Origin of the sequence: Leclercia sp. S52, from assembly GCF_039727615.1 — a bacterium.
GTDB classification, from domain to species: domain Bacteria; phylum Pseudomonadota; class Gammaproteobacteria; order Enterobacterales; family Enterobacteriaceae; genus Enterobacter; species Enterobacter adecarboxylatus_B.
The window spans coordinates 3,007,775-3,033,926 of record NZ_CP152474.1 but is presented as its reverse complement, the minus strand read 5'-3'; the positions used below and the strand labels follow the sequence as shown (position 1 = coordinate 3,033,926).

Below are 26,152 nucleotides of genomic sequence, written 5' to 3'. Positions count from 1 at the left end.
GTTATCCCACTTCCGGCAACAGCCCCGCTGCAATCCCGAACTGCACCAGAATGATCGCAATCCCGCAGGCGAAGACCAGACACAGCGCCGGTTTCCCGCCGGGCACCCGGTAATCACCTTCAGGATGATGCTTACGGCTCTGCCAGACCAGCAGCGACGGTAGCAGCAGCGCCAGCACCGCCAGCGCCACCCCGGCATACCCCAGCGCCATGACAAACCCACGCGGATAGAACAGCGCAAAGGCCAGCGGCGGCAGGAAGGTGATCGCCCCGGTCTGAATACGTCCGCTAACGGTGCGGCTGCGCTGGAACAGGTCGGCAAGGTAATCGAACAGGCCCAGCGCCACGCCGAGGAACGAGGTCGCCAGGGCGAGGTCGGCAAACAGGTGCACCGCCAGCTCCACGTGCGGCGACGCGACCACTTCACGCAGGGCCTGCAGCAGCCCGTTCAGGCCGGAATGGCTGGCCAGCATTCCCATAAAGGTCGATGAGTTGATGCTGCCGAGGGTCACCAGTTGCCAGAAGATATAGGCCACCAGCGGGATGGCGCTGCCGGTAATAAAGATCCAGCGCAGCTTGCGCACGTTGCCATTCATATAGCTGACGATGCTCGGCACGCTGCCGTGAAAACCAAAGGAGGTAAAAATCACCGGGATGGCCGACAGCGCCAGCCCTTTCTCCAGCGGCAGGGTCAGTAAGTTGACCTTATGAATGTGCGGGGCCAGCAGCGCCAGCATCACCACCAGGAAGAGTATTTTTGCCGAGAAGAGGAAACGGTTGAACAGATCCACCAGCGAGGTACCCACGCAGACCACGCCGCCGCCGATCAGGGTGAAGAAGATCACCCCGGTGGTGGGGGAGATATCGGCGTTGAACCAGTCGTTAACGCTGGAGGCGATAAGCTCGCCCGCGCCGCTGATGTAGGCTGCGGTGAGGGCATACATCAGGAACATCATGCTGAAGCCGGTTATCCACTGGCCGAAGCGGCCCAGATAGCGCCCGGCCAGGGACCCCAGTCCGGTATCGGCGGGAACGTGCTGATACACTTCGAGCAGCAGCAGGGCGGTGTAACACATCAGCGCCCAGAGCACGCCCAGTAACACCAGCGTGACGCCAAACCCGACGCCCGCTGCCGCCAGCGGCATCGCCAGCATTCCAGCCCCAATCGTCGTTCCGGCGACGATGAAAATACTTCCCAGCGTTCTGTTCTTCACGTTTTCCTCTACGGCCTTGCACTATCGCGACAAAATCTGCGGCGCAGCGTAAGGGAAAAATGCAGGTTCGTCAAACCGGCGTTACAACGCCTGTAATTTAAACTTTACGCAATTAATCAGACGCCGCGGGCAAGGAAATCGAAAGGGATTCCTGCGCCAGCGCAAGGCGTGCAGGGAAGGGATGTGTCAGGCTGTGCCTTTCACTCAGGAGGGTTTATGGCATCCATTCACGGGCACGATGTGCTGACGATGATGATTGATTCCGGTGCGCAGTACACCGAAGAGAGTCTGGTGGCGGCAATTATCGCGCGGTTTGGTGAGGAAGCGCGTTTTCACACCTGTTCGGCAGCGGAAATGACCGCGGCGGAGCTGGTTGCTTTTCTGGCGGCACGGGGAAAATTTATTCCGCTGGATAGCGGTTTTTCAACTCACGAAAGTAAAATTTGTCGTCATTAAAAATAACGCGGCGCCAGAAGGCGCCGCAGTAATATTAATTTTGTGCATCGAGCGTCGACAGCTCTTTATCAATAAAGTACAGACCTTCACCCGATTTCCCGGCCAGGGAAAGTTTATCGAGAACGGATTTAAACAGCTTCTCTTCTTCGTGTTGTTCTGCCACATACCACTGCAGGAAATTAAAGGTGCCATAATCCTGGCTGGTCATCGCGGCATGAACCAGTTCGTTAATTTTCTGGGTGATCAGCTGCTCGTGCTCGTAAGTGGCGCGGAACAGTTCGTCCAGCGAGGCGTATTCTGCAAACGGCGAGGCCACCGGTGTGATGCGTGGCAGGCTGCCGGTATCGGTAAGATAATCAAAGAGACGCTGCATGTGGGTCATCTCTTCCTGCGCGTGACGGCGCATAAATGCCGCTGCGCCTTCAAAACTGTGATAGCTACACCAGGCGCTCATCTGCTGATAGAGCAGGGAGGAGTAAAGCTCCAGATTCATTTGCTCATTAAGCTTGTCGATCATTTCAGTTTTAAGCATGGTGTAGCTCCGTATTATTATTCACTGGTCAACGTGAGCGTCACTATAATTTGTTATTTATTTATTTGCAAAAAGTAAAATAAATATTTAAACAATCATAATACGAATGGGAATAAAACGCATTGCGGGTAATATAAATATATTAATGAGAATTATTCTGTTTCGTGTTTAAAATATTATTGCCAGCGGGATCGCTGGCAATGGAATCATTAATATGCGGAGGTCGTAACGACGAGCGGCGGAGCATAGCCATAACACTTATACTGGATGGTCATGGTTTCATTGAGGCATAGCGAGCCGCTGATCAGGCTACAGGTTTTAACCGGCTGACCGTAGGCCATGGCCGTGCTGTAGCCCATCGCCTGGCATTCACGGGTCGCGGTGCCGCTGGTGACGTAGTCGTCATAGCGGGCGTTCTGCAACATGGCCTGATCGTAATTGAGCATGACGACACCTGACGTCACGTCGACGCTGCTGACTTCTGCTTGCCGGGTAACGCCACAGCCCGCCAGTAACAGGAGCAGGCCGCCAGTGCATAATCTCTTCATAGAACACTCTGTATGCGTTAAATAATCTATACTAGCGGCTGATGTGCGCCGCAATGCCAGGATTAAGCACCTGTTCTGCCCCTTCTCTTTGCCACGAGCCCCCGGCTCCTTCAATCATATGCCATCCCTTTATCTCCCGGTGGCAAAAACGCGCCTGAGTACAAAATTGTGAGCGCATCTTTGTTTTTTGAAACTATTTTTCACTTAATTTGAAAGTGTGTTTGCTTAGTAGTAAGGTTGAACAGGTAAGCTATTCACAGCGGGGTGCCCCGCATCGCATTCAGGAGACGAAGAATGAAAATTGCACTGATGATGGAAAACAGCCAGGCGCCAAAAAACGCCATCATCCTCAAGGAATTGAACGCCGTTGCTGAAGAGAAAGGTTTCCCGGTCTACAACGTTGGGATGAGCGACGAAAACGATCATCACCTGACCTATATTCATCTGGGGATCATGGCGAGCATTCTGCTGAACTCGAAAGCGGTTGATTTCGTCGTGACCGGCTGCGGTACCGGCCAGGGCGCGCTGATGTCCCTGAACATCCACCCGGGCGTAGTGTGCGGCTACTGCATCGATCCGGCGGACGCCTTCCTGTTCGCCCAGATCAACAACGGCAACGCGCTCTCCCTGCCGTTCGCCAAAGGCTTTGGCTGGGGCGCAGAGCTGAACGTTCGCTTCATCTTCGAAAAAGCTTTCACCGGTCGTAACGGCGAAGGTTATCCGCCAGAGCGTAAAGAGCCGCAGGTTCGTAACGCCGGCATCCTGAACCAGGTGAAAGCCGCGGTGGTTAAAGAGAACTATCTCGACACCCTGCGCGCTATCGATCCAGAGCTGGTCAAAACGGCAGTGACCGGCCAGCGTTTCCAGCAGTGCTTCTTCGAGAACTGCCAGGATAAAGAGATCGAAGCCTTCGTCCGCGGTATTATCGGCTAAGTTGCCAGCACCAGTAAAAAAAGCCAGCTTATGCTGGCTTTTTTTTATGCCCGCTTTCTGGATACCGCGCTGCCGGCATCTTTCACCAGCCGCAGGGTATCGACCATCCCCAGCAGACAAACCAACGCAATCGCCACAAACGCCAGCCGGAAGCCGATCCCCGGTAGCGCCTCTATCCCCAGCATCTCGCTGCACAGCTCTCCGATGCGGATCCCGATAGCCCCAAGGGTGATCCCCAGCCCCACCGCCAGCTGGGTGGCAGTTGAGAACAGGGTGTTGGCATAGCTCATCTGCGGGGAAGGGACGTCGGCAAAGGCGAGGGTGCTGATGGCGGTAAACTGAATGGAACGGAATACCCCACCCAGATAGAGCACCAGCATGATCACCCACACCGGCGTTTGCGGGGTCAGGAAGGCACAGGCCAGCAGGGCCAGCACGTTCAGCGCCCCGTTGATCAGCAGCAGCTTTTTAAACCCCAGCCCGCGTATCAGCGGCGTGGTTGCCGGTTTGATGGTCAGGTTGCCGACAAATACCGCCAGCACCAGCAAACCGGAGTGGAATGCATCCATGCCGAATCCCACCTGGAACAGCAGCGGCAGCAAAAAGGGCACGGCGCTGATGGAGGCGCGAAACAGTGACCCACCGTACATCGTCACGCGAAAGGTGGGCACCTGCAGGGCGTCAAGGCGGATCATCGGCCATTCGGTGCGCCTGAAATGCCGCAGGGCATAGATCAAGGTGACCACGCCGATAGCCAGCAACGCGAAGGTGATTACCGTATTCACCTCCTGCGCCCCCATCATCTCCATGGCACAAACCAGGCTCACCATCGCTACCGAGGTGGCGATAAAGCCCGGGGTGTCGAACGGGCGGCGGGTCTCTTCATAGATGTCCGGGATAATGCGCAGCGCCAGCACGATGGCAATCAGCCCCAGCGGCACGTTAATAAAGAAGATCCAGCGCCAGTTGGCATAGCTGGTAATAAAGCCCCCCCAGCGGCGGGCCGATGATCGGTGCCACCAGCGCGGGCCAGGTGAGGGTGGCGATGGCGGTGATCAGCAGATGTTTCGGGGTGGTGCGCAGCACCGCCAGCCGCCCAACCGGCACCATCAGCGCGCCGCCCATCCCCTGCAGGACGCGCATGGCGACAAACTGATCGACGCTGGTGGCGAGGCCGCACAGCACCGAGGCAAGGGTAAAGATCGCCAGCGCCAGGGTGAAGACTTTGCGGGCACCAAAGCGGTCGGCGATCCAGCCGCTGGCGGGGATCAGCACCGCCAGGGTGATAAGATAGGCGCTGATGCCGATGTTGAGATCCACCGCCTGCACACCAAAGCTTCTCGCCATATCGGGCAGGGCGGTGGCGATCACCGTCCCGTCGAGAAACTCCATAAAGAAGGCACCAGCCACCAACAGCGCTGCGGGAGAGATCCCGCTGGCCGCTTTACCGGAGATGTTTTCGGTCATTTTTCCTCTGCCACTTAAAATTTTTTTTAAAAATTTACAGGAACAAACACGCTGCTAATTACATGATTTGTTTTTATTTTTAACAGGAACACTGTTTTATTTTAAATAAACTGCCGTGATGAATATCACAAAATAATTGATTTTTGTGATGGAGGTCATATTATAAGCGCATCAACGATAACACCTGCATAACATTTAGCCGGAGCATAATGATGAAATTGCGCAAAATCCTGAAAAGCATGTTCGAATCCTACTGCAAGACCTTTAAGGACGTACCGCCAGGCGCGATGTTCTGATAAGAAAAAACCTGCTTCGGCAGGTTTTTTTGTGCCTGCAGGCCGCATCCGGGCGGGCGTTTTGCTACTATGGCGGCCTTTCAAACAGGAGAAGCCTATGTCTCAAAACCTGAGTGCCGATCAGGAACTGATCTCTGACGTTGTTGCATGCCAGCTGGTCATCAAACAAATCCTTGATGTGATTGAAATCATCGCCCCCGCAGAGGTGCGCGAGAAGATGTCCAGCCAGCTCAGAAACATCGATTTCGCCAGCAATCCTGCGTCGGCTGACCCGGTCACGCTGCGTGCGGTTCAGAAAGCCATTGCACTGATTGAACTGAAGTTCACGCCGCAGGGCGAGTCTCACTAAAATAAACCGACGTTTTGAATTTAGAAATGGTTTTATGAGAATTTTGTGAACGGGCGACCCAGGGTCGCCCGGCATGAGGATTACAGGAAGGTCTGCACCAGCAGATAGCTCACCGCACAGGCACAGCTCACCCCGATAAGCCCCGGCAGAATAAAGCTGTGGTTGATAATAAACTTGCCGATGCGCGTGGTGCCCGAGCGGTCAAAGCCGATGCAGGCGAGGTCGCTGGGGTAGGTCGGCAAAACGAAATAGCCGTAAGACGCCGGGAAGAAAGCAATCAGCATCTTCGGATCGATCCCCAGCATTAACCCCATCGGCGCGACCGCGGTCAGCGCTGCCGCCTGGCTGTTCACCAGCTTCGAGACCAGGAACAGCACGATGGCGTAGGTCCAGGGATGGCTTTTCACCACCCCCTCAAGGGCCATCTTCAGCTCATCCAGATGCGCCTGGAAAAAGGTATCGCTCATCCACGCCACGCCAAAGACCGAGAAGATCGCCACCATCCCGGCCTTAAACACCGCCCCGTTTGAAATGGACGCAGCATTCACTTTGCACACCATCAGCATCACGGCCCCGGCAATCAGCATCATCATCTGGATCACCAGGTTCATCGACAGCGCCGTCAGCTTGCCTTTCACCTCAAAGGCCGGACGCAGCTCGGGCAGGGCGCCCAGCAGCACCACGACGGCAATCCCGGCGAAGAAGATCCACGTAGACCAGTAGGCCTGTTTCGGGAAACGCTGATTCATTAAGGTGTCGGTACTGCCATAGATAAACTTACGCTGCTCGGGATCCTGCAGCCGGGCCTGAAACTCTTCGTCGTCGGCCAGATCCTTGCCGCGGCGCAGACTCCACAGAGCGGCAATCGCTACCCCCGCCAGCGAAGCCGGGACCGAAATGGCGAGGATCTGCAGAATGCCAAAGGCCTGGCCGACCCCGTGCTGCGCGGCAAGAATCGACATCAGCGAGACAACGGCGACCGATACCGGAGAGGCGGTAATCGCCATCTGCGAGGCAATGGACGCCACCGCCATCGGGCGCTCCGGGCGGATACCTTTTTTCAGCGCGATATCGGCGATGATCGGGAACATGGTATAGACCACATGGCCGGTTCCGCACAGGAAGGTCAGCATCCAGGTGGTGAAAGGGGCGAGCAGGGTGATGTGTTGTGGATGCCGACGCAGCAGCCGTTCGGCAAACTGCATCATCACGTTCAGACCTCCGGCCGTTTGCAGCGTAGCCGCACAGCCAATGACCGCGAGGATCGTCAGCATGACATCCACCGGAGGCTTACCGGGCTGAAGCCCAAAGACAAAGCTGAGAATAAACAGGCCAATGCCGCTTATCAGCCCCAGCCCCATGCCACCGAACCGGGTACCAATGAGCAGGCACAGAATAATGACAATAAATTCAACGGTAATCATACGTATCCTTCGTCTGTGAAAATGAAATTTTCGCAAATCATTACACGGAGAAGGGTTATTCGGTGGGAGCCAGATCGGATTTGTTAAAAATTAATAAAAGCAAGGGGTTGGTTGCAATTTTGTAACAAAATTACCCGGCACAGGCCGGGTAAGTCAGGCGATAAGCAGGATCAGTGGTGCTGGCAGTTGACGACGTTAAGCAGGTGGCGATCGGTCTGTTCCAGACCCATGCCGGTGCGGCGCGCCTGGCGAACTTCATCGAGGACGGTTTTCAGTAATACCCCATCCTGCAGCTGCTCTTTTTCAATATCGTGCAGGAAGTTAAGCGTGGAGAGATCTTTCATTTTCCGCGCTTCATCCGCTAACTGATTCAGCGTCAGAGAGCGTTGCTCATACTCTTCCAGCGTGCGCTGGAAAACCGCTTCCAGGCAATCACACGCTTCATCAGACATATCGACGGGTTTCAGCACCGGCATGGCGCCTGATGCTTTCAGAAAATCAAAAACGCGCATCATTTGCGTGACGTTGCTCTGCGCCTGAATGCGCAGGAAAGTCGCGGAACCGGTTAACTGATGTTCTGAACACCACTCGCTGAGGTGTAATGAGAGATTTGACGCGTGAAACTCAAGGTTCATCTGCGTATTGAGCCTGGTAATCATATCCGAGACAGCCATATCCATTCCCTTTTTCTTCGTTTATGTAACCTAAAAAATAATCATCATTAACGATAGTTCACTTCAGAATAAAAGCATTCTGTTTTCCCTGTATGTGATCCCATATTCATTTCAGGCATCGGGTAAAATTCATCATAACAGCGACTGCTTTATAAGAAAATCCTTATAAATATATTCTTACTAAACCTTACTTCCCATCAGGAATTAAAAACAGTGAAGGATTTGGAGAGATCTGGACAGAAGAGGTTAGTGCGTAACTAATTGATTTATAATATTTTGTATAAATTTAACGCAATTATATTGTTTACGATATTTGATGTTTTTCCGGGTAGCAGCGAAATATGTGCTTAGCAAATAAATTTATAATTATTCCTGCCGAACGGAATAGAGATAATTCCAGGAATTAATAAAAACTTACACCTGATGAAAATTGCGCAGGATCATTTTTGCGAAAAATAGTGCGATATGTGATCCGGCATGGAGTTTACCGCACGGCACTCTGTGAAAATGAAACAATGTTTTATCTTTCTATCTAGCGGAGTTCGTATGGCAAAGGTTGCGGTGCTGCTGGCACCCGGATTTGAAGAGGCGGAAGCGATCATCACCATTGATATCCTGCGCCGTCTTAACATTGAGGTAGAAACCCTGGCCTGCGCCGGGTCGCGCGCGGTGGTGAGCTACCATAATATTCCGATGGTCGCGGATAACACCCTGAGCGAGAGAATCAATACTTACTACGACGCCGTGGTCCTGCCGGGCGGTCCGCAGGGCAGCGTTAACCTCGCCGCCAGCGCTGAGGTGGTGCGTTTTATCGCCGTCCATGACGAAGCGGGCAAAATTATCGCGCCAATCTGTTCCGCCGCCGCACGCGTGCTGGGTGGGAACGGCTTGCTGAAAGGGCGTCGCTACGTCTGTTCGGGCGATCTCTGGCAGGGCGTCGAAGACGGGGTGTATGTCGATGCCCCGGTGGTGGAAGATGGCAATCTCATCAGCGGCAAAGGTCTGGGCCTTGCCTTTGACTTCGCGCTGACCCTCTCTGCGCGCCTGTTGGGCGATGAAGCGCCGGTGCGCGACCACGCCGATCACATCTACTATCCCTGGTAAGATCTCCCCGGGCGTGTATGCGCCCGGCTAACAAGGATATCTTAGCTGATCTTATGGACTAATCTGCTTTCCCCCTTCCGAATTGTCTGACAAATCCTTCCGTATTTATGTCTTTTTTCGCTGAATGTATGTACGCAATTACTGTAATTCTGCGGTGTGATGGCGCTCTCTTATGGATGATTAATTTCCCGCTAAAACTATCTCAAGCAAATGCGCTTTAAATACGCCTGGCGCTAATGCCTTGTTTTAAGTCCGATTAAGCAGAATTGAGATGTTGTTTCCCTACAAATTAGAACGCTAAAGCTGGAGTTAACCATGCACAAATTTACTAAAGCGCTGGCGGCCATCGGTCTGGCTGCCGTTATGTCACAATCCGCTATGGCAGAGAACCTGAAGCTCGGTTTCCTGGTGAAGCAGCCGGAAGAGCCGTGGTTCCAGACGGAGTGGAAATTCGCTGACAAAGCCGGGAAAGATTTGGGCTTTGAGGTGATCAAAATTGCCGTGCCGGACGGTGAAAAAACGCTGAACGCTATCGATAGCCTGGCGGCCAGCGGCGCGAAAGGGTTTGTCATCTGTACTCCGGATCCAAAACTGGGCTCCGCTATCGTGGCGAAAGCGCGCGGCTACGACATGAAGGTCATCGCAGTGGACGATCAGTTCGTCAACGCCAAAGGCGCGCCAATGGATACCGTGCCACTGGTGATGATGGCGGCGACCAAAATCGGCGAGCGTCAGGGCCAGGAGCTGTATAAAGAGATGCAAAAACGCGGCTGGGATGTGAAAGACACCGCCGTGATGGCCATTACCGCCGATGAGCTGGATACCGCCCGCCGTCGTACCACCGGTTCGATGGATGCCCTGAAAGCGGCCGGCTTCCCGGAAAAACAGATCTACAAAGTGCCTACCAAATCTAACGATATCCCGGGCGCCTTCGATGCGGCCAACTCCATGCTGGTTCAGCACTCTGAAGTGAAACACTGGCTGGTGGTCGGGATGAACGACAACACCGTGCTCGGCGGCGTGCGCGCTACCGAAGGCCAGGGCTTCAAAGCAGCAGACGTGATCGGTATCGGCATCAACGGCGTGGACGCGGTGAGCGAACTCTCTAAAGCACAGGCGACCGGCTTCTACGGTTCCCTGCTGCCAAGCCCGGACGTTCACGGCTACAAATCCAGCGAAATGCTCTACAACTGGGTGACCAAAGGGGCAGAGCCAGCGAAATTTACTGAAGTGACCGACGTGGTGCTGATCACCCGTGACAACTTCAAAGCCGAGCTGGAGAAAAAAGGACTGGGCGGTAAGTAATTTACTGTGATTGCGCCCCCCGGAAGACAGGGGGGGCCAGACGTTCACTACTCGATCCTCGGAGACGTTATGCAACAGTCTGAACCGTATCTCTCATTTCGCGGCATCGGCAAAACCTTTCCCGGTGTCAATGCGTTGACCGACATCAGCTTTGACTGCTATGCGGGTCAGGTTCATGCCCTGATGGGGGAGAACGGCGCTGGAAAATCCACGCTGCTGAAGATCCTCAGCGGCAACTATGCCCCCACTACGGGCACCCTGGCGTTACAGGGCAAAGAGGTCGCCTTTGCGGACACCACAGCCGCGCTGAACGCCGGCGTCGCCATCATCTACCAGGAGCTGCATCTGGTGCCGGAGATGACGGTGGCGGAAAACATCTACCTCGGGCAGCTGCCGCATAAGGGCGGCTTTGTGAACCGTTCGCTGCTTAACTATGAAGCCGGCCTGCAGCTGAAGCACCTCGGGCTCGATATCGACCCGCAGACCCCGCTCAAATATCTCTCCATCGGCCAGTGGCAGATGGTGGAAATCGCCAAAGCGCTGGCGCGCAATGCCAAAGTCATCGCCTTTGATGAACCGACCAGCTCGCTGTCGGCGCGCGAAATCGAGAACCTGTTCCGGGTGATCCGCGAGCTGCGTAAAGAGGGGCGCATCATTCTGTACGTGTCGCACCGTATGGAAGAGATCTTCGCCCTCAGCGATGCCATCACCGTCTTCAAAGATGGCCGCTATGTTCGTACCTTCACCGACATGCAGCAGGTCAACCACGATCAGCTGGTGCAGGCGATGGTGGGCCGTGAGCTGGGGGATATCTACCACTGGGAGCCGCGCCAGTACGGCGGCGAGCTGCTGCGTCTGGACGAGGTGAAAGCCCCGGGCGTGCGCACGCCAATCAGCCTCACCGTGCGCAGCGGTGAGATCGTCGGCCTGTTCGGGCTGGTGGGGGCAGGGCGCAGCGAGCTGATGAAAGGGCTGTTTGGCGGGACCCGCATCACCGGCGGCCAGGTGTTTATTGACGGTCAGCCGGTCGATATTCAGAAACCGGCGCACGCCATTCGCGCGGGGATGATGCTCTGCCCGGAAGACCGTAAAGCCGAAGGGATTATCCCGGTGCACTCGGTGCGGGACAACATCAACATCTCGGCGCGCCGTAAGACCATTCGCGCCGGGTGTCTGATTAACGATACCTGGGAGGTCAGCAATGCCGATCACCACATTCGCTCGCTCAACATCAAAACCCCGGGCGCGGAGCAGCTGATCATGAACCTCTCCGGCGGGAACCAGCAGAAGGCGATCCTTGGCCGCTGGCTGTCGGAAGAGATGAAGGTGATCCTGCTGGATGAACCGACCCGCGGTATCGACGTGGGGGCGAAGCACGAAATTTATAACGTGATTTACGCACTGGCAAAACGTGGCGTGGCGGTGCTCTTCGCCTCCAGCGACCTGCCGGAAGTGCTGGGTGTGGCCGACCGTATCGTGGTGATGCGTGAGGGGGCCATTGCCGGTGAATTGCTTCATGAACAGGCGAATGAACAGCAGGCGTTAAGCCTCGCCATGCCTAAAGTCAGCCAGGCTGTCGCCTGAGTAAGGAGAATAAGATGTCCTCTGTCACTACATCCGGAGCGCCGAAATCGGCCTTCAGCTTTGGGCGGATTTGGGATCAATACGGCATGCTGGTGGTCTTCGCCGTGCTGTTCCTCGGCTGCGCCATCTTTGTACCTAACTTTGCCACCTTCATTAATATGAAGGGGCTGGGTCTGGCGATCTCCATGTCCGGGATGGTCGCCTGCGGGATGCTGTTCTGCCTGGCGTCCGGCGACTTCGACCTGTCGGTGGCCTCGGTTATCGCCTGCGCCGGGGTAACGACCGCGGTGGTCATCAACATGACCGAAAGCCTGTGGATTGGCGTGGCGGCCGGGCTGCTGCTCGGGGTGCTCAGCGGGCTGGTGAACGGCTTCGTGATTGCGCGCCTGAAAATCAACGCCCTGATCACCACCCTTGCTACCATGCAGATCGTGCGCGGACTGGCCTATATCATCTCTGACGGTAAAGCGGTGGGGATTGAAGACGAGCGCTTCTTCACCCTCGGCTACGCCAACTGGCTCGGTCTGCCTGCGCCTATCTGGCTGACCGTCGGCTGTCTGATTATCTTTGGATTCCTGCTGAACAGAACCACCTTTGGCCGTAATACCCTGGCGATTGGCGGTAATGAAGAGGCGGCGCGTCTGGCCGGTGTTCCGGTGGTTCGCACCAAGATTATTATCTTCGTGCTCTCCGGTCTGGTCTCGGCGGCGGCGGGGATTATCCTGGCTTCGCGTATGACCAGCGGCCAGCCGATGACCTCCATCGGTTATGAGCTGATCGTTATCTCTGCCTGCGTTTTAGGCGGCGTATCGCTGAAAGGCGGCATCGGAAAAATCTCATATGTGGTGGCGGGGATCCTGATTCTGGGGACCGTCGAGAACGCCATGAACCTGTTAAACATCTCCCCGTTCTCGCAGTACGTGGTACGTGGCCTGATCCTGCTTGCAGCGGTGATCTTCGACCGTTACAAACAAAAAGCTAAGCGTACCCTTTAACCCGTTTTCCTGCCTTCCGCGACCTAACTTTTAAGTGTAGTCGCGACCTTAACCCCCTTTCCAGCCGCAGCGGGAAGGGGGTTGTCAAATGGCGAGCGCCGTCACACTGTCTATACTTACACTGCTACTGAGATGTTAACAGTTTTTCATCTCGCCAACTGTAAGGAGGATCAGGGTGGCCGATACGTTAACTTCACCGCCGTTACTAACTGAAAACTATGCGTACTTTTTTGACCTCGACGGGACCCTGGCAACTATCAAGCCGCACCCCGATGAGGTGGCAGTTCCCGTAGAAGTGTTAGAGGCGCTGAATCAGCTCGCGCAGCTGAACCAGGGGGCACTGGCATTGATATCAGGGCGTTCAATCGCCGAGCTGGATCAGCTCGCCGGACCTTACCGTTTTCCGCTTGCCGGTGTACACGGGGCGGAGCGCCGCGACATCCATGGTCATCTGCAAACCGTTACCCTTCCTCCGGATCTGGTCCAGACGCTGCATGCGCAGTTGACGACGGCACTTTTATATCTGCCTGGTACCGAGCTTGAGGCTAAAGGGATGGCGTTTGCGCTCCACTATCGCCAGGCGCCTCAGTATGAGAAGGAAGTGTTTAACCTGGCGGAACAGGTGGTCCATGACAACCCGCAGCTGTCACTTCAGCCGGGTAAATGCGTGGTTGAAATCAAACCGAGGGGCATCCATAAAGGTGAAGCTATCTCCGCCTTTATGCATGAAGCGCCTTTCCTCGGCAGAACGCCGGTGTTCTTTGGCGATGACCTGACCGATGAGCATGGCTTTGAGGTGGTCAACCAGCTTAAAGGGGTATCAGTGAAGGTCGGCGCGGGTGAGACCAAAGCCAGCTGGCGGCTGGCAACGGTACCCGATGTCTGGCAATGGGTAATAAAAGCCGCTAACCATCAACAAGAAAAAGAAATAGCGCAAATTAACAGGAGAAAACCTTATGGGTCGCTTGATCGTAGTTTCTAATCGCATCGCTCCCCCCGGACGACAAAAAAAGCCAGCGCAGGTGGCCTGGCTGTAGGGGTGCTGGGGGCGTTAAAAAGTACGGGGGGGACTCTGGTTTGGCTGGAGTGGAGAGATTGGTGACGAGGACAAACCGCTAAAAAAAGGTGACGCGCGGGAACATCACCTGGGCCTCGTTTAATCTCAGTGAACAGAATTACGATGAGTATTACAGCCAGTTCTCCAACGCCGTACTGTGGCCTGCCTTCCACTATCGTCTCGACCTGGTGAAGTTTAAGCGTGAAGCCTGGGAAGGCTACTCGCGCGTGAACAGCCTGCTGGCCGATAAGCTGCAGCCGCTAGTCCAGCAGGACGACAGGGTGTGGGTGCATGATTACCATCTGCTGCCGTTTGCCAGCGAGCTACGCAAGCGCGGCGTGAACAACCGCATCGGCTTCTTCCTGCATATTCCGTTCCCGACGCCGGAGATCTTCAACGCGCTGCCGCCAAGCGACGAGCTACTTGAACAGCTCTGTGATTACGATCTGCTGGGCTTCCAGACCGAAAACGACCGACTGGCCTTCCTCGACAGCGTAGCCAGCAAAACGCGTCTGACGGCCCATGACGATGACTCGCACTCCGCATGGGGCAAGCGCTTCCGCACCGAGGTTTATCCTATCGGCATTGAGCCGGAAGAGATTATTGAGCAAGCCTCCGGGCCGCTACCGCCTAAGCTGGCGCAGCTGAAAGAAGAGCTTAAAAACGTAAAAAACATCTTTTCCGTTGAGCGTCTCGATTATTCAAAAGGGCTGCCGGAACGTTTCCAGGCTTACGAGACCCTGCTGGAGAAATATCCCGAGCACCACGGTAAGATCCGCTATACCCAAATCGCACCGACCTCGCGCGGTGAAGTACAGGCCTATCAGGACATCCGTCACCAGCTTGAAAACGAAGCCGGGCGTATCAACGGCCGCTACGGTCAGCTGGGCTGGACTCCGCTGTTCTATCTCAACCAGCATTTTGAACGCAAAATTCTGATGAAGGTGTTCCGCTATGCCGACGTCGGGCTGGTGACGCCGCTGCGTGATGGCATGAACCTGGTGGCGAAGGAGTACGTTGCCGCGCAGGATCCGGCCGACCCGGGCGTGCTGGTGCTTTCGCAGTTTGCCGGTGCCGCCAACGAGCTGACCTCGGCGCTGATCGTCAATCCTTACGATCGGGACGATGTCGCCAACGCCCTGCACCGGGCGCTGAATATGCCGCTCACGGAGCGTATCTCACGCCACGCGGATATGATGAAAGTAATCCGCGAGAACGATATCGATCGCTGGCAGGCGCGCTTCATTGCGGACCTGAACCAGATCACTCCTCGCAGCGTGGAGAGCAACCTGCAAAAAAAAGGTCGCAACATTCCCTAAACTCGCCTGATAAATATTCCACTCAGCGTATTAAACTGCGTTGAGTGGAATTAACAGCACATCCACTTTACTGTTGCTAACTATTGTTTTTGCGGAACAGGCTGCCCGTGAAAAAAAACTGTGGTTATGATTTCCGCAAATGACCAGGTCTACCTTCTGCTTTTGACATATATCAAATATTCGCTCACTTAATTCACCTGTCGCACAGAGTGTTTGTGCAATGGGATATTCTGCACGCGTAATAAGATCGTCCAGAAATTGCTGGGTTTCTTCCTGAAGTACGCTACGAATATCTTCCAGCATCGGGGCGGCCAGCTGATTGTACATCTCAGGTTCCGCGGACAGTGTGACCAGAGTGATGCGCGCCTGGGTCGGCCGGGCGATGGCGACAGCTTTGGCCACCAGTTGATGGCTTTCGGGGGAAATAGAAACAGAAACAAGGATATGGGAGTAACTCATTTTACCCTCCGGACGCATCTGTCCATTAACGTTTCCTCAGCATTAGCGCGATTTTTTTGCCTGCGCAAGGGGGGAAGGTGACAGACATGTGATGCTTATCATAATTATTCATTAAATATTCTTATGTAATGAATAGCGCTAAACCCTCCTGAGGGGGGTAAAACCGTGTTCTTAACGGAAATCATACATATAAATTCCCGGTAAAAACAAGGGGATTAACCCCTCTGCAACATTTGCCCTGGCGCAAACGAAAGAAAATACTTACGGATTCAGTTTGACTTTAATCATGTAATTTCAAGCACTTAATTGGCTGTTTCTATCTTAGATATGTTTTGGGTTTTAGCAAAGTTGTAACTTGTCAACCCCCGGCAAGTAACGTGCCGGGTTAGTTCATACTTGTGCATGAATATTCGGCCATACAGAATATATCCGGGTGCTATTTGCTCAAAATGTAAACAATTTAGAAGTGATACTGATGGATTTTTGGTTCTAATTCACTTAAATTATGTGACGTGGATCACATTTATTTTAAATTTTGGGCGGGGCTGCATTGTATGTCCTACACCGGACGGGTAGAGTTGCACCGAATTAGGAAAAATCTTAGTTAATTGTAAGAAGTGATAACTGTCAGAAAGCAATTTTTGTTTTTCTTTACGTGATTCATCAATACAAAACTTAATTCAACTATGCGTTTTAGCCTTTTCTTCTTTTTTTTACCGGGGTTTTCCCGGCGACATCACGGGGTGCGGTCTACCGCACAAGAATAGAGTGTTATTCGGGAAGGAATAAATGAACACATCCGAATTGCTAAAACACATTTATGACATCAACCTGTCATATTTATTGCTTGCACAACGTTTGATTAGCCAGGACAAAGCCTCTGCAATGTTCCGTCTGGGTATTCAGGAAGAGATGGCAACAACGCTTGGCGGTTTAACGCTGCCACAGATGGTTAAACTGGCTGAAACTAACCAGTTAGTGTGCCAGTTCCGTTTCGATAATCACCAGACTGTGACGCAGCTGACTCAGGAGTCCCGCGTGGACGATCTGCAGCAGGTTCACACCGGTATTTTGCTTTCTACTCGTTTGCTTAACGAAATCAGCCAGCCTGATGACGCAGCCCGTAAGAAAAGAGCGTAATCATGAGTGAGAAGAGCATTGTTCAGGAAGCGCGTGACATTCAACTGGCGATGGAACTGATTACGCTTGGTGCTCGTTTGCAGATGCTTGAAAGCGAGACACAGCTGAGCCGTGGTCGTCTTATCAAACTGTACAAAGAATTACGTGGTAGCCCGCCGCCAAAAGGCATGCTGCCATTCTCCACCGACTGGTTTATGACGTGGGAGCAGAATATTCATGCTTCCATGTTCTGTAATGCCTGGCAGTATCTGCTCAGGACCGGCTTATGCAGCGGCGTTGATGCGGTGATTAAAGCGTACAAACTTTACCTCGAGCAGTGTCCGCAGCCTGAAGAGGGCCCTTTGCTGGCACTGACCCGTGCATGGACGCTGGTGCGTTTTGTTGAAAGCGGATTGCTTGAGTTGTCTCGCTGCAACTGCTGCAGCGGTAACTTTATCACCCACGCACATCAGCCCGCTGGCAGCTTTGCCTGCAGTTTGTGCCAACCACCGTCTCGCGCGGTAAAAAGACGTAAACTTTCCCGGGATGTTGCCGATAGTAATCCACAACTGCTGGATGAACAGATCAAACAGGCTGTTTAACCCGACCCCACGGGCAAGACTCCAGCAGCGGTAAGAAATTACCGCTGCTTTTTTTTGCCCCACGGACGGCTAAACTCCCGAACTCTGTCTCCTGGCTAAAGTCACTAGCGGAAGGATGATGTCGTGCTTATCGTATTAGGTTACCTGGTAGTTCTCGGTACAGTTTTCGGCGGTTATATGATGACCGGCGGGCACCTTGGGGCACTCTATCAACCGGCCGAACTGATCATAATCGGTGGTGCAGGGGTAGGGGCGTTTATCGTTGGCAACAACGGCAAGGCGATCAAGGGAACGTTAAAAGCGTTGCCGTTACTGTTCCGCCGTTCGAAATACACCAAAAGTATGTATATGGACCTGCTGGCGCTGCTCTATCGCCTGATGGCCAAGTCACGTCAACAGGGGATGTTCTCCCTGGAACGCGACATTGAGAATCCGAAAGAGAGCGAAATCTTCGCCAGCTATCCGCGGATCCTTGCGGATTCGATGATGCTCGAATTTATCGTCGACTATCTGCGTCTGATCATCAGCGGCAACATGAACACCTTCGAAATCGAAGCGCTGATGGACGAAGAGATCGAAACCCACGAAAACGAAGCGGAAGTGCCGGCCAACAGCCTGGCAATGGTGGGCGACTCCTTGCCGGCATTCGGTATCGTTGCGGCGGTAATGGGGGTTGTACACGCTCTGGCCTCTGCGGATCGTCCGGCGGCCGAGCTGGGGGCGCTGATTGCCCACGCCATGGTGGGGACCTTCCTCGGGATCCTGCTGGCGTACGGTTTTATCTCTCCACTGGCGACCGTATTACGCCAGAAGAGTGCTGAAACCACCAAAATGATGCAGTGCGTCAAAATCACGCTGCTCTCCAACCTGAACGGTTATGCTCCGCCGATCGCGGTAGAGTTTGGCCGTAAAACCCTGTACTCCAGCGAGCGTCCGTCGTTCATCGAGCTCGAAGAGCACGTGCGCGCGGTGAAGAACCCAAACCAGCAGACGAGCACTGAGGACGCATGAAAAACCAGTCCCATCCCATCGTCATAGTCAAAAAGCGCAAGCACAAAGGGCATGGGGGAGGCTCCCATGGCTCCTGGAAGATCGCCTATGCGGACTTTATGACCGCGATGATGGCGTTCTTCCTGGTGATGTGGCTGATCTCTATCTCCAGCCCGAAAGAGCTGATTCAGATAGCAGAGTATTTCCGTACCCCGCTGGCAACGGCGGTGTCGACGGGTCCGCGTATCTCCAACAGCGATAGCCCGATCCCGGGCGGTGGAGATGACTACACCCAAAAGCAGGGTGAAGTGAAACGCGAGCCTAACGTCGACGAGCTGAAAAAACGCATGGAGCAGGCGCGCCTGAAGAAACTGCGTGGCGATCTGGATCAGCTGATCGAAGCGGATCCCAAGCTGCGTGCCCTGCGTCCGCACCTGAAGATCGATCTTGTTCAGGAGGGTCTGCGCATTCAGATTATCGATAGCCAGAACCGTCCAATGTTTAAAACCGGCAGCGCCGAAGTGGAACCCTATATGCGCGACATCCTGCGCGGGATTGCCCCGGTGTTGAACGGGATCCCTAACCGAGTCAGTCTTTCCGGTCACACCGATGACTTCCCTTACGCCGGCGGCGAAAAAGGGTACAGCAACTGGGAGCTCTCTGCGGATCGTGCTAACGCATCCCGTCGTGAGCTGGTGATCGGCGGGCTGGACGATGGCAAGGTGCTGCGGGTCGTCGGCATGGCCGCAACCATGCGCATGACCGACCGCGGGCCGGAAGATGCCATCAACCGTCGAATTAGTCTCTTAGTGCTCAACAAGCAGGCGGAGCAGGCCATCCTGCACGAAAACGCCGAAAGCCAGAATGAGTCACTGGATGATTTAAAACAGCCAGACCCTGTGTCTTCGGCTGCCGTTCCAACATCGCCACCAGCCAATCCGAGGTGATAGCGTGAGCATGGATATTAGCGATTTTTACCAGACGTTTTTTGATGAAGCCGACGAACTGTTGGCGGATATGGAGCAACATCTGCTGGACCTGGTGCCTGAGGCACCGGATTCAGAGCAGCTCAACGCCATATTTCGTGCAGCCCACTCCATAAAAGGAGGCGCCGGTACGTTTGGCTTTACCATTCTGCAGGAGACCACCCATCTGATGGAGAACCTGCTGGATGAGGCCCGACGCGGTGAGATGCAGCTCAATACCGACATTATTAACCTGTTTTTGGAAACGAAAGATATTATGCAGGAACAGCTCGATGCCTATAAAAGCTCGCAAGAGCCGGATGCTGCCAGCTTTGAATATATCTGCCAGGCCCTGCGTCAGTTAGCGCTGGAAGCCAAAGGCGAGACGGCCGCCGTTGCCGTCAGCCCGGCGAAACTGAGCGTCGTTGACGCCGCGCCGAGCGCCGCGCCAGCCGCAGACGACCGCGTACGCGTGGTGCTCTCAGGCCTGAAAGAGAGCGAAGTGAATCTGCTGGAAGAAGAGCTGAGCAATCTGGCAACCCTGAGCAACGTGGTGAAGGGCAAGGACACCCTGGCCGCCACCCTCGATGGCGGCATCAGCAAAGATGACGTGGTCGCGGTGCTCTGTTTCGTGATCGAGCCTGAACAGATCGACTTTGAAGCGGTAGCGGATGCGCCTGCTGCCGAAGTGGCTGAGGTCGTTGAAGCCGCCCCGGCGGTTCCTGCCGTGGCGCCTGCTGCGCCAGTACTGAAAGCCGTTCCGGGCGAAGCTGCTGCGCCAAACCGCGGCGAACGCGAAAAACCAGCCGCCCGCTCCAGTGAATCGACCAGTATCCGCGTGGCCGTTGAGAAGGTGGATCAGCTGATCAACCTGGTCGGCGAACTGGTGATCACCCAGTCGATGCTGGCCCAGCGTTCTAACGAGCTGGATCCGGTGAACCACGGAGATCTGATCACCAGCATGGGCCAGCTGCAGCGCAACGCCCGCGACCTGCAGGAATCGGTGATGTCCATCCGTATGATGCCGATGGAGTACGTCTTCAGCCGCTTCCCGCGTCTGGTGCGTGACCTGGCCACTAAGCTGAATAAGCAGATCGAACTGACGCTGATGGGCAGCTCCACCGAGCTGGATAAGAGCCTGATTGAGCGCATTATCGACCCGTTAACGCACCTGGTGCGTAACAGCCTCGATCACGGTATTGAATTGCCAGAAAACCGCGTTGCCGCAGGGAAATCCCCGGTGGGCAACCTGATCCTTTCTGCGGAGCATCAGGGCGGGAACATCTGCATCGAAGTGACCGACGACGGCGCGGGCCTGAACCGTGAGCGTATCCTCGCGAAAGCGATGTCGCAGGGAATGGCGGTCAACGAAAACATGACCGACGAAGAAGTGGGCATGCTGATCTTCGCGCCGGGCTTCTCCACCGCCGAGCAGGTGACGGACGTTTCCGGCCGTGGCGTAGGTATGGACGTGGTGAAACGTAACATCCAGGAGATGGGTGGCCACGTTGAGATCAAGTCGAAGCAGGGCTCCGGTACCACCATCCGTATCCTGCTGCCGCTGACGCTGGCGATCCTCGACGGTATGTCGGTCAAAGTGGCGGACGAAGTGTTTATCCTGCCGCTGAACGCGGTGATGGAGTCACTCCAGCCGCGTGAAGAAGATTTACATCCGCTGGCGGGCGGTGAGCGCGTGCTGGAAGTGCGTGGTGAATACCTGCCGCTGGTGGAGCTGTGGAAAGTGTTCGACGTGGACGGCGCCAAAACCGAAGCCACGCAGGGGATCGTGGTGATCCTGCAAAGCGCGGGCCGCCGCTATGCCCTGCTGGTCGATCAGCTGATTGGTCAGCATCAGGTGGTGGTGAAGAACCTTGAGAGCAACTACCGCAAGGTACCAGGCATTTCAGCCGCCACCATCCTGGGTGATGGTAGCGTGGCGCTGATCGTCGATGTTTCGGCGCTTCAGGGATTAAATCGTGAACAACGTATGGCGCACACAGCCGCCTGATTCAGTTAAGAAGGTAAAAAAATGACCGGTATGAGTAATGTAACCAAGCTGGCCGGCGAGCCATCAGGGCAGGAATTCCTGGTTTTCACTTTAGGTGACGAAGAATACGGTATCGATATTCTGAAAGTGCAGGAAATCCGTGGCTATGATCAGGTGACCCGCATTGCCAACACGCCAGATTTCATCAAAGGGGTGACCAACCTGCGTGGCGTTATCGTGCCTATCGTTGACCTGCGCGTGAAGTTCAGCCAGGGCGACGTCGAGTATGATGACAACACCGTGGTGATCGTGCTCAATCTCGGCCAGCGCGTGGTCGGGATCGTGGTTGACGGGGTATCTGACGTACTGTCCCTGACCGCCGAGCAGATCCGCCCGGCACCGGAATTTGCCGTTACGCTGTCGACCGAATACCTGACCGGTCTGGGCGCGCTCGGTGACCGTATGCTGATTCTGGTGAATATCGAGAAGCTGCTGAACAGCGACGAGATGGCGTTGCTGGACGTGGCGGCGAGTCATGTAGCCTAAATAAACGCAAAACGGCAGCTTTGTTGCCGTTTTTAGTGTTTGCTCCCTCTCCCTGTGGGAGAGGGTCGGGGTGAGGGCATCAGACCGCATTCGTCTGTAGGCCGGGTAAGGCGTAGCCGCCACCCGGCTTTTTTATTGCCGCACCGTGCCTGATGCGGCAACGCCCGGCGGCGCTGCGCTTGCCGGGCCTACGGATCCTGCATGCAGTTGGTTTTGTAGGCCGGGTAAGGCGAAGCCGTCACCCGGCTTCTCAGTCGCCTGAATGTGGCACGGGTGTTGAGTCCCCGCTGAAATCGGCGAACCGGAGACCGGATGACAAGAGCTGGACGCCAGGGATGGCGGCCAGAGGCGAATCGAGACAGGACAAAATTGCCGGGAGCAATTTTGAACAACGCTTGCGTTGGCCCCGTAGGGGCGAGTCCCATGGATGGGACGAGTAATCACGAGTTGAGCCGACCGCAGGCGTCAGGTCGGGAGGTGAGCGTAGTGCGAAGCACCGATTTCGTCGCGGGGCCGCGGGGATTGATAAGGGGGCCGCGGTGGCCCCCCTTATCACGTTCACAGCTTCCGTTCATTTCATATTCTGCTGGACATAAAGTGAACGGAACAATTCCACAACGTCTAAATAAGAAATCAGCCTTCCTGGCTAGCCAGCTCAACCTCATCCTCCAGCAGCCCCTCATTCTGCGCCAGCATCGCCGTCGCCACGCCGTTGCCCAACACGTTAATCGCTGAACGTCCCATATCCAGGAAGTGATCGATTCCCATTAACAGCAAAATCCCCGCCACCGGAATATGGAAACTCGGGATCGTCGCGGCCAGCACCACCAGCGCCGAGCGCGGTACCCCGGCAATGCCTTTTGAGGCCAGCATCAGGGTCAACATCAGCACCGTGATTTCCGAAAACGTCAGCTGAATATTGTACGCCTGGGCGATAAACATCGAGGCAAACGAGCAGTAGACCATCGACCCCACCAGATTAAACGAATACCCAATCGGCAGCACAAAGGAGACGATATTGCGCGAGCAGCCAAAGCGGGTCAGCTGCTCCAGGGTTTTCGGATAGGCCGCTTCGGAGCTGCTGGTGGTAAAGGCCACCAGCACCGGATCTTTCAGCATGCCCACCAGGCGGAAGATCTCATTTTTCAGCACCATATACCCCACCGCCACCAGCACCAGACAGGTGAGGACGATCGCCAGATAGTAGCCGCCGATAAACGAAGCGTAGTTAAGCAAAATCCCCAGCCCCTGGGTGGCAATCACCGAGGAGATGGCGGCGAAGATCGCCAGCGGTGCAACGTACATCACGTAGCCGGTCACTTTCAGCATAATGTGGGAAACCACATCCAGCGCGGCGACCAGCGGAGCATTAAATTTCTCCCCCAGCGACGCGCCGCCAATGCCGAAGAACATTGAGAACACCACAATCTGCAGGATCTCGTTATTGGCCATCGCCCCGGCAATGCTGGTGGGGATGGTGTGGGAAAGAAAGCCTTTCAGCGACATCCCGCTGGTCGCCAGCCCGGTCTCCACCGTCCCGGCCGGAATGGCCAGATTCAGGCCGCTGCCCGGATGTAACAGGGTGACAATAAACAGCCCGACCAGGATGGAAAGCACCGAGGAGCTGATAAACCAGACCATCGCTTTACCGCCTACGCGGCCGATAGTGGCGGTCTCGCCCAGACGCATACTTCCCACCGTCAGGGTGCTGAACACCAGCGGCGCAATGACCATTTTAATCAGGCGTAAAAAGATGTCGGTCAGTAAAGTGATATTGTCTGACCAGGCTGCGATTGCGTCGGCAGACGCATACTCATGAATGACTGCCCCGGACAGAATGCCCGCCAGCATAAAGACCACGATGAAGATCGTGAGTCGGTTTGCACTTGCCACCAAAGTACCTCATTAACAGAAAGATGAAATTAATCAGCTGATGTATCTAATTTTTATTATTCAGCGCATGAATGATTCATAACCTAAATTGAAGTAAAAAAGCGGGTATTTCAATATTTTTTTTAATATTTATTAGTTTTGTTAATAACTTCGTGGCGATATATTGTGACTCAGATCACATTTAAACCAATATATCTTTCGTTCATGCTGAAAACGCGGCAGATGACATTTCTTATCTGATTGTTTTTATTTGTAAATAGGTGTCAATACGGTAAAAGTATGAGTCAGGGGGTGAAAAGTGGTTGAGAACGAAACCTTAAACTAAATTTCACAATAACCACCCGGGCAACAGCATGATGGGTGCTAACAGACTGAGTGTTATCAAAAAATGATAACCCCAAGTGACATTTTCTGGAGGGTGGAAAATGAATAAAAAGCTCCTGATGCTGTTTACCGGTAGCGTTCTGGCGATGGCCGCCAGCAATAGCCAGGCTGTTACCAGCAGCGGCACCATTGGCGCGACCCTGACGTTGACCAACGGTTGTCTGATCAACGGCTCGCCGACGCAGGACGGCATTAACTTCGGTACCCTCGACTTCGGTACCCATCCGGCGACCTTCTCCACGCTGACCACCCAGTTGACCGGAGCCAGCGGCGGTAACACCTTCACCATTCAATGCACCACCGCCAGCTATACGGTGGCGATCACCGGCAATACCAACTCTACGGCGCCCGGCACCGTGGTCGGCACGCCGGGCACCCCTGCGCGTTATCTGGTGAATACCGCCAATACCAGCCAGGGCGTGGCCTACAGCCTGTTCAGCGACGGCGGGTTTAACAACATCATTGCCAACAACGCACCGCTGCCGGTGACCTCTACCGCCGGGGGCGTCGACAGCTACACGCTGTACGGCCGCATCACCGGCGGGGGCAACAGCGTTACCGTGGTGCCCGGCACCTACACCGATACCATCAACGTCAGCGTTACCTATTAGCGCCAGCACGTTTTAATGAGCGTGAAAAACCAAAAGCTCCATCACCGGGGAGAGGGAAAACTGCGCGCTCTTTTTGGCCTGAGCATGCTGCTGCTTGCGGCAGGAAACGGCGAGGCGGTGACGACGCAATCCTTTCAGGTGAGCGCCACTATCACCCCCGGCTGTTCCGTCGCCGCAGGCAGCGGTGGCCTGCTGGGTAGCCTGGACTTCGGCACCCATAGCGGGGTGGAGCGGGGATCGGTGAACACCAGCTTTGTGCCGAACGGTTCCCTGTCCATTGCCTGCACGCCCGGCGTGGCGCTGAGCATGAGCATCGACGGCGGCCAGCACTACACCTCGGTGCGTAATATGCAGCGGGCCGGGGGGGACCAGTCAGGTGCCGTACCGCCTGTACAGCAGCAGCTCTCTGGCGGCCAACAGTGAGATCGGGGTTAACCAGGCAGTGTCGGTGGCGTACACCAACAGCAACAACATTGCGCTACCGCTCTTTGGTGTGGCGCTTCTGACCGGCTTCAGCCCGGCCGGAAATTATTCCGATCAACTCACCGTGACCCTGTCGTGGTGATAAAGGGAGAAGGACGATGAAGGCATTTCCAGGAACTCGCACGCTCTGCCTGCTGATGGCGCTGGGGGCGACGCTCAACACCGCCCACGGGGCGGCCACCATTCTGCTGTGGCCCATTGACCCGTGGCTGTCGGCGGATACCAAAGCCACGGAGCTGTGGGTGCAGAACCAGGGCAACAGCGCCACCACCATGCAGGTGCGGATTGTGCGCTGGCGGCAGGAGAACGGGCTGGAACGCTATACCGCCCAGCAGGAGGTGGTGGCCAGCCCGCCGATTGTCACCATCGGCAAGGGCAGCAAGCAGTTAATCCGCCTGATCAAACAGAGCGAAGTGCCGGCCGGAGTCGAGCAAGCCTACCGCATCATCGTGGATGAGATCCCCCAGCCGCAGGATAAAGAGACCCCGCAGATGGGGTTAAAATTACAGATGCGCTACTCCATTCCGCTGTTTGTCTACGGGCAGGGGATCGCCACCATTAAGGACGGCGCGCACCATGCCCTGGTCGAAACGCAGGATCTCAACTGGCGGGTGATCCGCGAGAACGGCCGCCCGGCCCTGCAGGTCCGCAACCAGGGCGATGTGCATGTTCGCCTCAGTCAGGTCACCCTGCAACAGGGGGGGACAGAATCGTACCCTCGCGGATGGTCTGCTGGGTTACGTATTACCGGGCAGTGCCCGCAGCTGGCCGCTACCGTCAGGGATCGACCAGCCGGGTCAGATGCGTGCGCAAATTAATGCCCGGGATACGCAATGGCAGTCGGCCCCCCGTCAACT

At 55.2% G+C, this 26,152-nt stretch carries 23 protein-coding genes and 4 pseudogenes; 19 read left to right on the top strand and 8 right to left on the bottom strand.

The genetic code is table 11. From position 1 onward, the window contains the following. Position 1: 1 nt before the first annotated feature. Positions 2 to 1,213: a tyrosine transporter TyrP gene (gene tyrP, locus AAHB66_RS14640; protein WP_347113425.1), complete on the bottom strand. Its 1,212-nt coding sequence runs from the start codon at positions 1,211 to 1,213 to the stop codon at positions 2 to 4. Positions 1,214 to 1,429: 216 nt separating this feature from the next. Between tyrP and AAHB66_RS14635 the strand changes: the two genes are divergently transcribed. Then, the gene (locus AAHB66_RS14635; RefSeq protein WP_347113424.1) at positions 1,430 to 1,669 is read left to right on the top strand and encodes a YecH family metal-binding protein; all 240 of its coding nucleotides are present in this window, start codon (positions 1,430 to 1,432) and stop codon (positions 1,667 to 1,669) included. Between the two features lie 34 nt (positions 1,670 to 1,703). Here the strand turns inward: AAHB66_RS14635 and ftnA are convergent, their stop codons facing one another. Further along, a complete protein-coding gene (ftnA, locus tag AAHB66_RS14630; RefSeq protein WP_032612027.1) occupies positions 1,704 to 2,201 on the bottom strand; it encodes a non-heme ferritin in 498 nt (165 codons plus the stop codon). 209 nt (positions 2,202 to 2,410) lie between these two features. Further along, complete coding sequence (yecR, locus tag AAHB66_RS14625; protein WP_347113423.1) at positions 2,411 to 2,749, bottom strand: YecR family lipoprotein; 339 nt, start codon at positions 2,747 to 2,749, stop codon at positions 2,411 to 2,413. A 294-nt stretch (positions 2,750 to 3,043) separates the two neighbouring features. Between yecR and AAHB66_RS14620 the strand changes: the two genes are divergently transcribed. Continuing rightward, a complete protein-coding gene (locus AAHB66_RS14620; RefSeq protein ID WP_032612023.1) occupies positions 3,044 to 3,682 on the top strand; it encodes an RpiB/LacA/LacB family sugar-phosphate isomerase in 639 nt (212 codons plus the stop codon). A 44-nt stretch (positions 3,683 to 3,726) separates the two neighbouring features. On the opposite strand, the pseudogene AAHB66_RS14615 reads toward AAHB66_RS14620, so the two are convergent. After that, positions 3,727 to 5,149 (bottom strand): annotated as a pseudogene (locus AAHB66_RS14615) (MFS transporter). A 212-nt stretch (positions 5,150 to 5,361) separates the two neighbouring features. On the opposite strand from AAHB66_RS14615, the gene azuC reads away from it, so the two are divergent. Both azuC and AAHB66_RS14605 read left to right on the top strand, forming a co-directional pair. Then, positions 5,362 to 5,445, top strand: coding sequence for a stress response protein AzuC (azuC, locus tag AAHB66_RS14610; RefSeq protein ID WP_098946254.1), 84 nt, complete (start codon positions 5,362 to 5,364; stop codon positions 5,443 to 5,445). A 97-nt stretch (positions 5,446 to 5,542) separates the two neighbouring features. Further along, entirely contained in the window at positions 5,543 to 5,794 is a 252-nt protein-coding gene (locus AAHB66_RS14605) for a DUF2766 family protein (RefSeq protein ID WP_106993370.1), read from the top strand. Between the two features lie 80 nt (positions 5,795 to 5,874). On the opposite strand, the gene AAHB66_RS14600 is transcribed toward AAHB66_RS14605, so the two are convergent. After that, entirely contained in the window at positions 5,875 to 7,218 is a 1,344-nt protein-coding gene (locus AAHB66_RS14600; RefSeq protein WP_347113422.1) for an anaerobic C4-dicarboxylate transporter, read from the bottom strand. A 170-nt stretch (positions 7,219 to 7,388) separates the two neighbouring features. Then, positions 7,389 to 7,892 (bottom strand): non-heme ferritin-like protein, encoded by a 504-nt coding sequence (locus AAHB66_RS14595; RefSeq protein WP_347113421.1) that lies wholly within the window; start codon positions 7,890 to 7,892, stop codon positions 7,389 to 7,391. A gap of 546 nt (positions 7,893 to 8,438) precedes the next feature. Between AAHB66_RS14595 and AAHB66_RS14590 the strand changes: the two genes are divergently transcribed. The 6 genes and pseudogenes from AAHB66_RS14590 to otsA all read left to right on the top strand — a co-directional run bounded on the left by AAHB66_RS14590 (position 8,439) and on the right by otsA (position 15,266). Beyond that, a complete protein-coding gene (locus AAHB66_RS14590) occupies positions 8,439 to 8,996 on the top strand; it encodes a DJ-1 family glyoxalase III (RefSeq protein ID WP_347113420.1) in 558 nt (185 codons plus the stop codon). Positions 8,997 to 9,311: 315 nt separating this feature from the next. Continuing rightward, a complete protein-coding gene (araF, locus tag AAHB66_RS14585; RefSeq protein WP_039030864.1) occupies positions 9,312 to 10,301 on the top strand; it encodes an arabinose ABC transporter substrate-binding protein AraF in 990 nt (329 codons plus the stop codon). A 69-nt stretch (positions 10,302 to 10,370) separates the two neighbouring features. After that, the gene (gene araG / locus AAHB66_RS14580; RefSeq protein WP_347113419.1) at positions 10,371 to 11,885 is read left to right on the top strand and encodes an L-arabinose ABC transporter ATP-binding protein AraG; all 1,515 of its coding nucleotides are present in this window, start codon (positions 10,371 to 10,373) and stop codon (positions 11,883 to 11,885) included. A gap of 14 nt (positions 11,886 to 11,899) precedes the next feature. Further along, complete coding sequence (gene araH / locus AAHB66_RS14575; protein ID WP_142486261.1) at positions 11,900 to 12,880, top strand: arabinose ABC transporter permease AraH; 981 nt, start codon at positions 11,900 to 11,902, stop codon at positions 12,878 to 12,880. 175 nt (positions 12,881 to 13,055) lie between these two features. Next, positions 13,056 to 13,862 carry a trehalose-phosphatase gene (gene otsB, locus AAHB66_RS14570; RefSeq protein ID WP_142486260.1) on the top strand — a complete coding sequence of 269 codons (807 nt, stop codon included), beginning with the start codon at positions 13,056 to 13,058 and terminating at the stop codon, positions 13,860 to 13,862. Continuing rightward, positions 13,837 to 15,266: pseudogene (gene otsA / locus AAHB66_RS14565) on the top strand (alpha,alpha-trehalose-phosphate synthase). The gene otsB and the pseudogene otsA overlap by 26 nt, the downstream one beginning before the upstream one ends. 20 nt (positions 15,267 to 15,286) lie before the next feature. Here otsA and uspC read toward each other — a convergent pair. Beyond that, the gene (gene uspC / locus AAHB66_RS14560; protein ID WP_347113418.1) at positions 15,287 to 15,715 is read right to left on the bottom strand and encodes a universal stress protein UspC; all 429 of its coding nucleotides are present in this window, start codon (positions 15,713 to 15,715) and stop codon (positions 15,287 to 15,289) included. 789 nt (positions 15,716 to 16,504) lie between these two features. On the opposite strand from uspC, the gene flhD reads away from it, so the two are divergent. From flhD to cheW, 6 genes are all read left to right on the top strand, one after another. Beyond that, positions 16,505 to 16,855 carry a flagellar transcriptional regulator FlhD gene (gene flhD, locus AAHB66_RS14555; protein WP_347113417.1) on the top strand — a complete coding sequence of 117 codons (351 nt, stop codon included), beginning with the start codon at positions 16,505 to 16,507 and terminating at the stop codon, positions 16,853 to 16,855. Between the two features lie 2 nt (positions 16,856 to 16,857). Further along, complete coding sequence (flhC, locus tag AAHB66_RS14550) at positions 16,858 to 17,436, top strand: flagellar transcriptional regulator FlhC (protein WP_347113416.1); 579 nt, start codon at positions 16,858 to 16,860, stop codon at positions 17,434 to 17,436. A gap of 123 nt (positions 17,437 to 17,559) precedes the next feature. Further along, a complete protein-coding gene (gene motA / locus AAHB66_RS14545; RefSeq protein ID WP_333849079.1) occupies positions 17,560 to 18,447 on the top strand; it encodes a flagellar motor stator protein MotA in 888 nt (295 codons plus the stop codon). Further along, positions 18,444 to 19,373 (top strand): flagellar motor protein MotB, encoded by a 930-nt coding sequence (gene motB, locus AAHB66_RS14540; protein WP_347113415.1) that lies wholly within the window; start codon positions 18,444 to 18,446, stop codon positions 19,371 to 19,373. The genes motA and motB overlap by 4 nt, the downstream gene beginning before the upstream one ends. A gap of 4 nt (positions 19,374 to 19,377) precedes the next feature. After that, positions 19,378 to 21,399 (top strand): chemotaxis protein CheA, encoded by a 2,022-nt coding sequence (cheA, locus tag AAHB66_RS14535; RefSeq protein WP_347113414.1) that lies wholly within the window; start codon positions 19,378 to 19,380, stop codon positions 21,397 to 21,399. A gap of 21 nt (positions 21,400 to 21,420) precedes the next feature. Then, positions 21,421 to 21,924, top strand: a complete 504-nt coding sequence (gene cheW, locus AAHB66_RS14530) for a chemotaxis protein CheW (RefSeq protein WP_032611989.1) — start codon at positions 21,421 to 21,423, stop codon at positions 21,922 to 21,924. 633 nt (positions 21,925 to 22,557) lie between these two features. On the opposite strand, the gene AAHB66_RS14525 is transcribed toward cheW, so the two are convergent. Beyond that, positions 22,558 to 23,817: a dicarboxylate/amino acid:cation symporter gene (locus AAHB66_RS14525; RefSeq protein ID WP_347113413.1), complete on the bottom strand. Its 1,260-nt coding sequence runs from the start codon at positions 23,815 to 23,817 to the stop codon at positions 22,558 to 22,560. A gap of 425 nt (positions 23,818 to 24,242) precedes the next feature. Between AAHB66_RS14525 and AAHB66_RS14520 the strand changes: the two genes are divergently transcribed. From AAHB66_RS14520 to AAHB66_RS14510, 3 genes and pseudogenes are all read left to right on the top strand, one after another. Continuing rightward, the gene (locus tag AAHB66_RS14520; RefSeq protein ID WP_347113412.1) at positions 24,243 to 24,812 is read left to right on the top strand and encodes an SCPU domain-containing protein; all 570 of its coding nucleotides are present in this window, start codon (positions 24,243 to 24,245) and stop codon (positions 24,810 to 24,812) included. A gap of 84 nt (positions 24,813 to 24,896) precedes the next feature. Next, positions 24,897 to 25,377, top strand: a pseudogene (locus AAHB66_RS14515) (spore coat U domain-containing protein). A 55-nt stretch (positions 25,378 to 25,432) separates the two neighbouring features. Beyond that, positions 25,433 to 26,144: pseudogene (locus AAHB66_RS14510) on the top strand (molecular chaperone); the annotation flags it as partial. Positions 26,145 to 26,152 lie beyond the last annotated feature (8 nt).

Excerpts from the sequence above, each read along its gene's own strand:
- AAHB66_RS14605 (WP_106993370.1), top strand. The coding sequence starts at position 5,543 with ATGTCTCAAAACCTGAGTGCCGATCAGGAACTGATCTCTGACGTTGTT.
- ftnA (WP_032612027.1), bottom strand. The coding sequence starts at position 2,201 with ATGCTTAAAACTGAAATGATCGACAAGCTTAATGAGCAAATGAATCTG.
- motB (WP_347113415.1), top strand. The coding sequence starts at position 18,444 with ATGAAAAACCAGTCCCATCCCATCGTCATAGTCAAAAAGCGCAAGCAC.
- araH (WP_142486261.1), top strand. The coding sequence starts at position 11,900 with ATGTCCTCTGTCACTACATCCGGAGCGCCGAAATCGGCCTTCAGCTTT.
- AAHB66_RS14590 (WP_347113420.1), top strand. The coding sequence starts at position 8,439 with ATGGCAAAGGTTGCGGTGCTGCTGGCACCCGGATTTGAAGAGGCGGAA.
- AAHB66_RS14595 (WP_347113421.1), bottom strand. The coding sequence starts at position 7,892 with ATGGCTGTCTCGGATATGATTACCAGGCTCAATACGCAGATGAACCTT.
- AAHB66_RS14600 (WP_347113422.1), bottom strand. The coding sequence starts at position 7,218 with ATGATTACCGTTGAATTTATTGTCATTATTCTGTGCCTGCTCATTGGT.
- AAHB66_RS14635 (WP_347113424.1), top strand. The coding sequence starts at position 1,430 with ATGGCATCCATTCACGGGCACGATGTGCTGACGATGATGATTGATTCC.
- cheW (WP_032611989.1), top strand. The coding sequence starts at position 21,421 with ATGACCGGTATGAGTAATGTAACCAAGCTGGCCGGCGAGCCATCAGGG.
- uspC (WP_347113418.1), bottom strand. The coding sequence starts at position 15,715 with ATGAGTTACTCCCATATCCTTGTTTCTGTTTCTATTTCCCCCGAAAGC.
- araF (WP_039030864.1), top strand. The coding sequence starts at position 9,312 with ATGCACAAATTTACTAAAGCGCTGGCGGCCATCGGTCTGGCTGCCGTT.
- AAHB66_RS14620 (WP_032612023.1), top strand. The coding sequence starts at position 3,044 with ATGAAAATTGCACTGATGATGGAAAACAGCCAGGCGCCAAAAAACGCC.
- flhC (WP_347113416.1), top strand. The coding sequence starts at position 16,858 with ATGAGTGAGAAGAGCATTGTTCAGGAAGCGCGTGACATTCAACTGGCG.
- azuC (WP_098946254.1), top strand. The coding sequence starts at position 5,362 with ATGAAATTGCGCAAAATCCTGAAAAGCATGTTCGAATCCTACTGCAAG.
- flhD (WP_347113417.1), top strand. The coding sequence starts at position 16,505 with ATGAACACATCCGAATTGCTAAAACACATTTATGACATCAACCTGTCA.
- araG (WP_347113419.1), top strand. The coding sequence starts at position 10,371 with ATGCAACAGTCTGAACCGTATCTCTCATTTCGCGGCATCGGCAAAACC.
- yecR (WP_347113423.1), bottom strand. The coding sequence starts at position 2,749 with ATGAAGAGATTATGCACTGGCGGCCTGCTCCTGTTACTGGCGGGCTGT.
- AAHB66_RS14520 (WP_347113412.1), top strand. The coding sequence starts at position 24,243 with ATGAATAAAAAGCTCCTGATGCTGTTTACCGGTAGCGTTCTGGCGATG.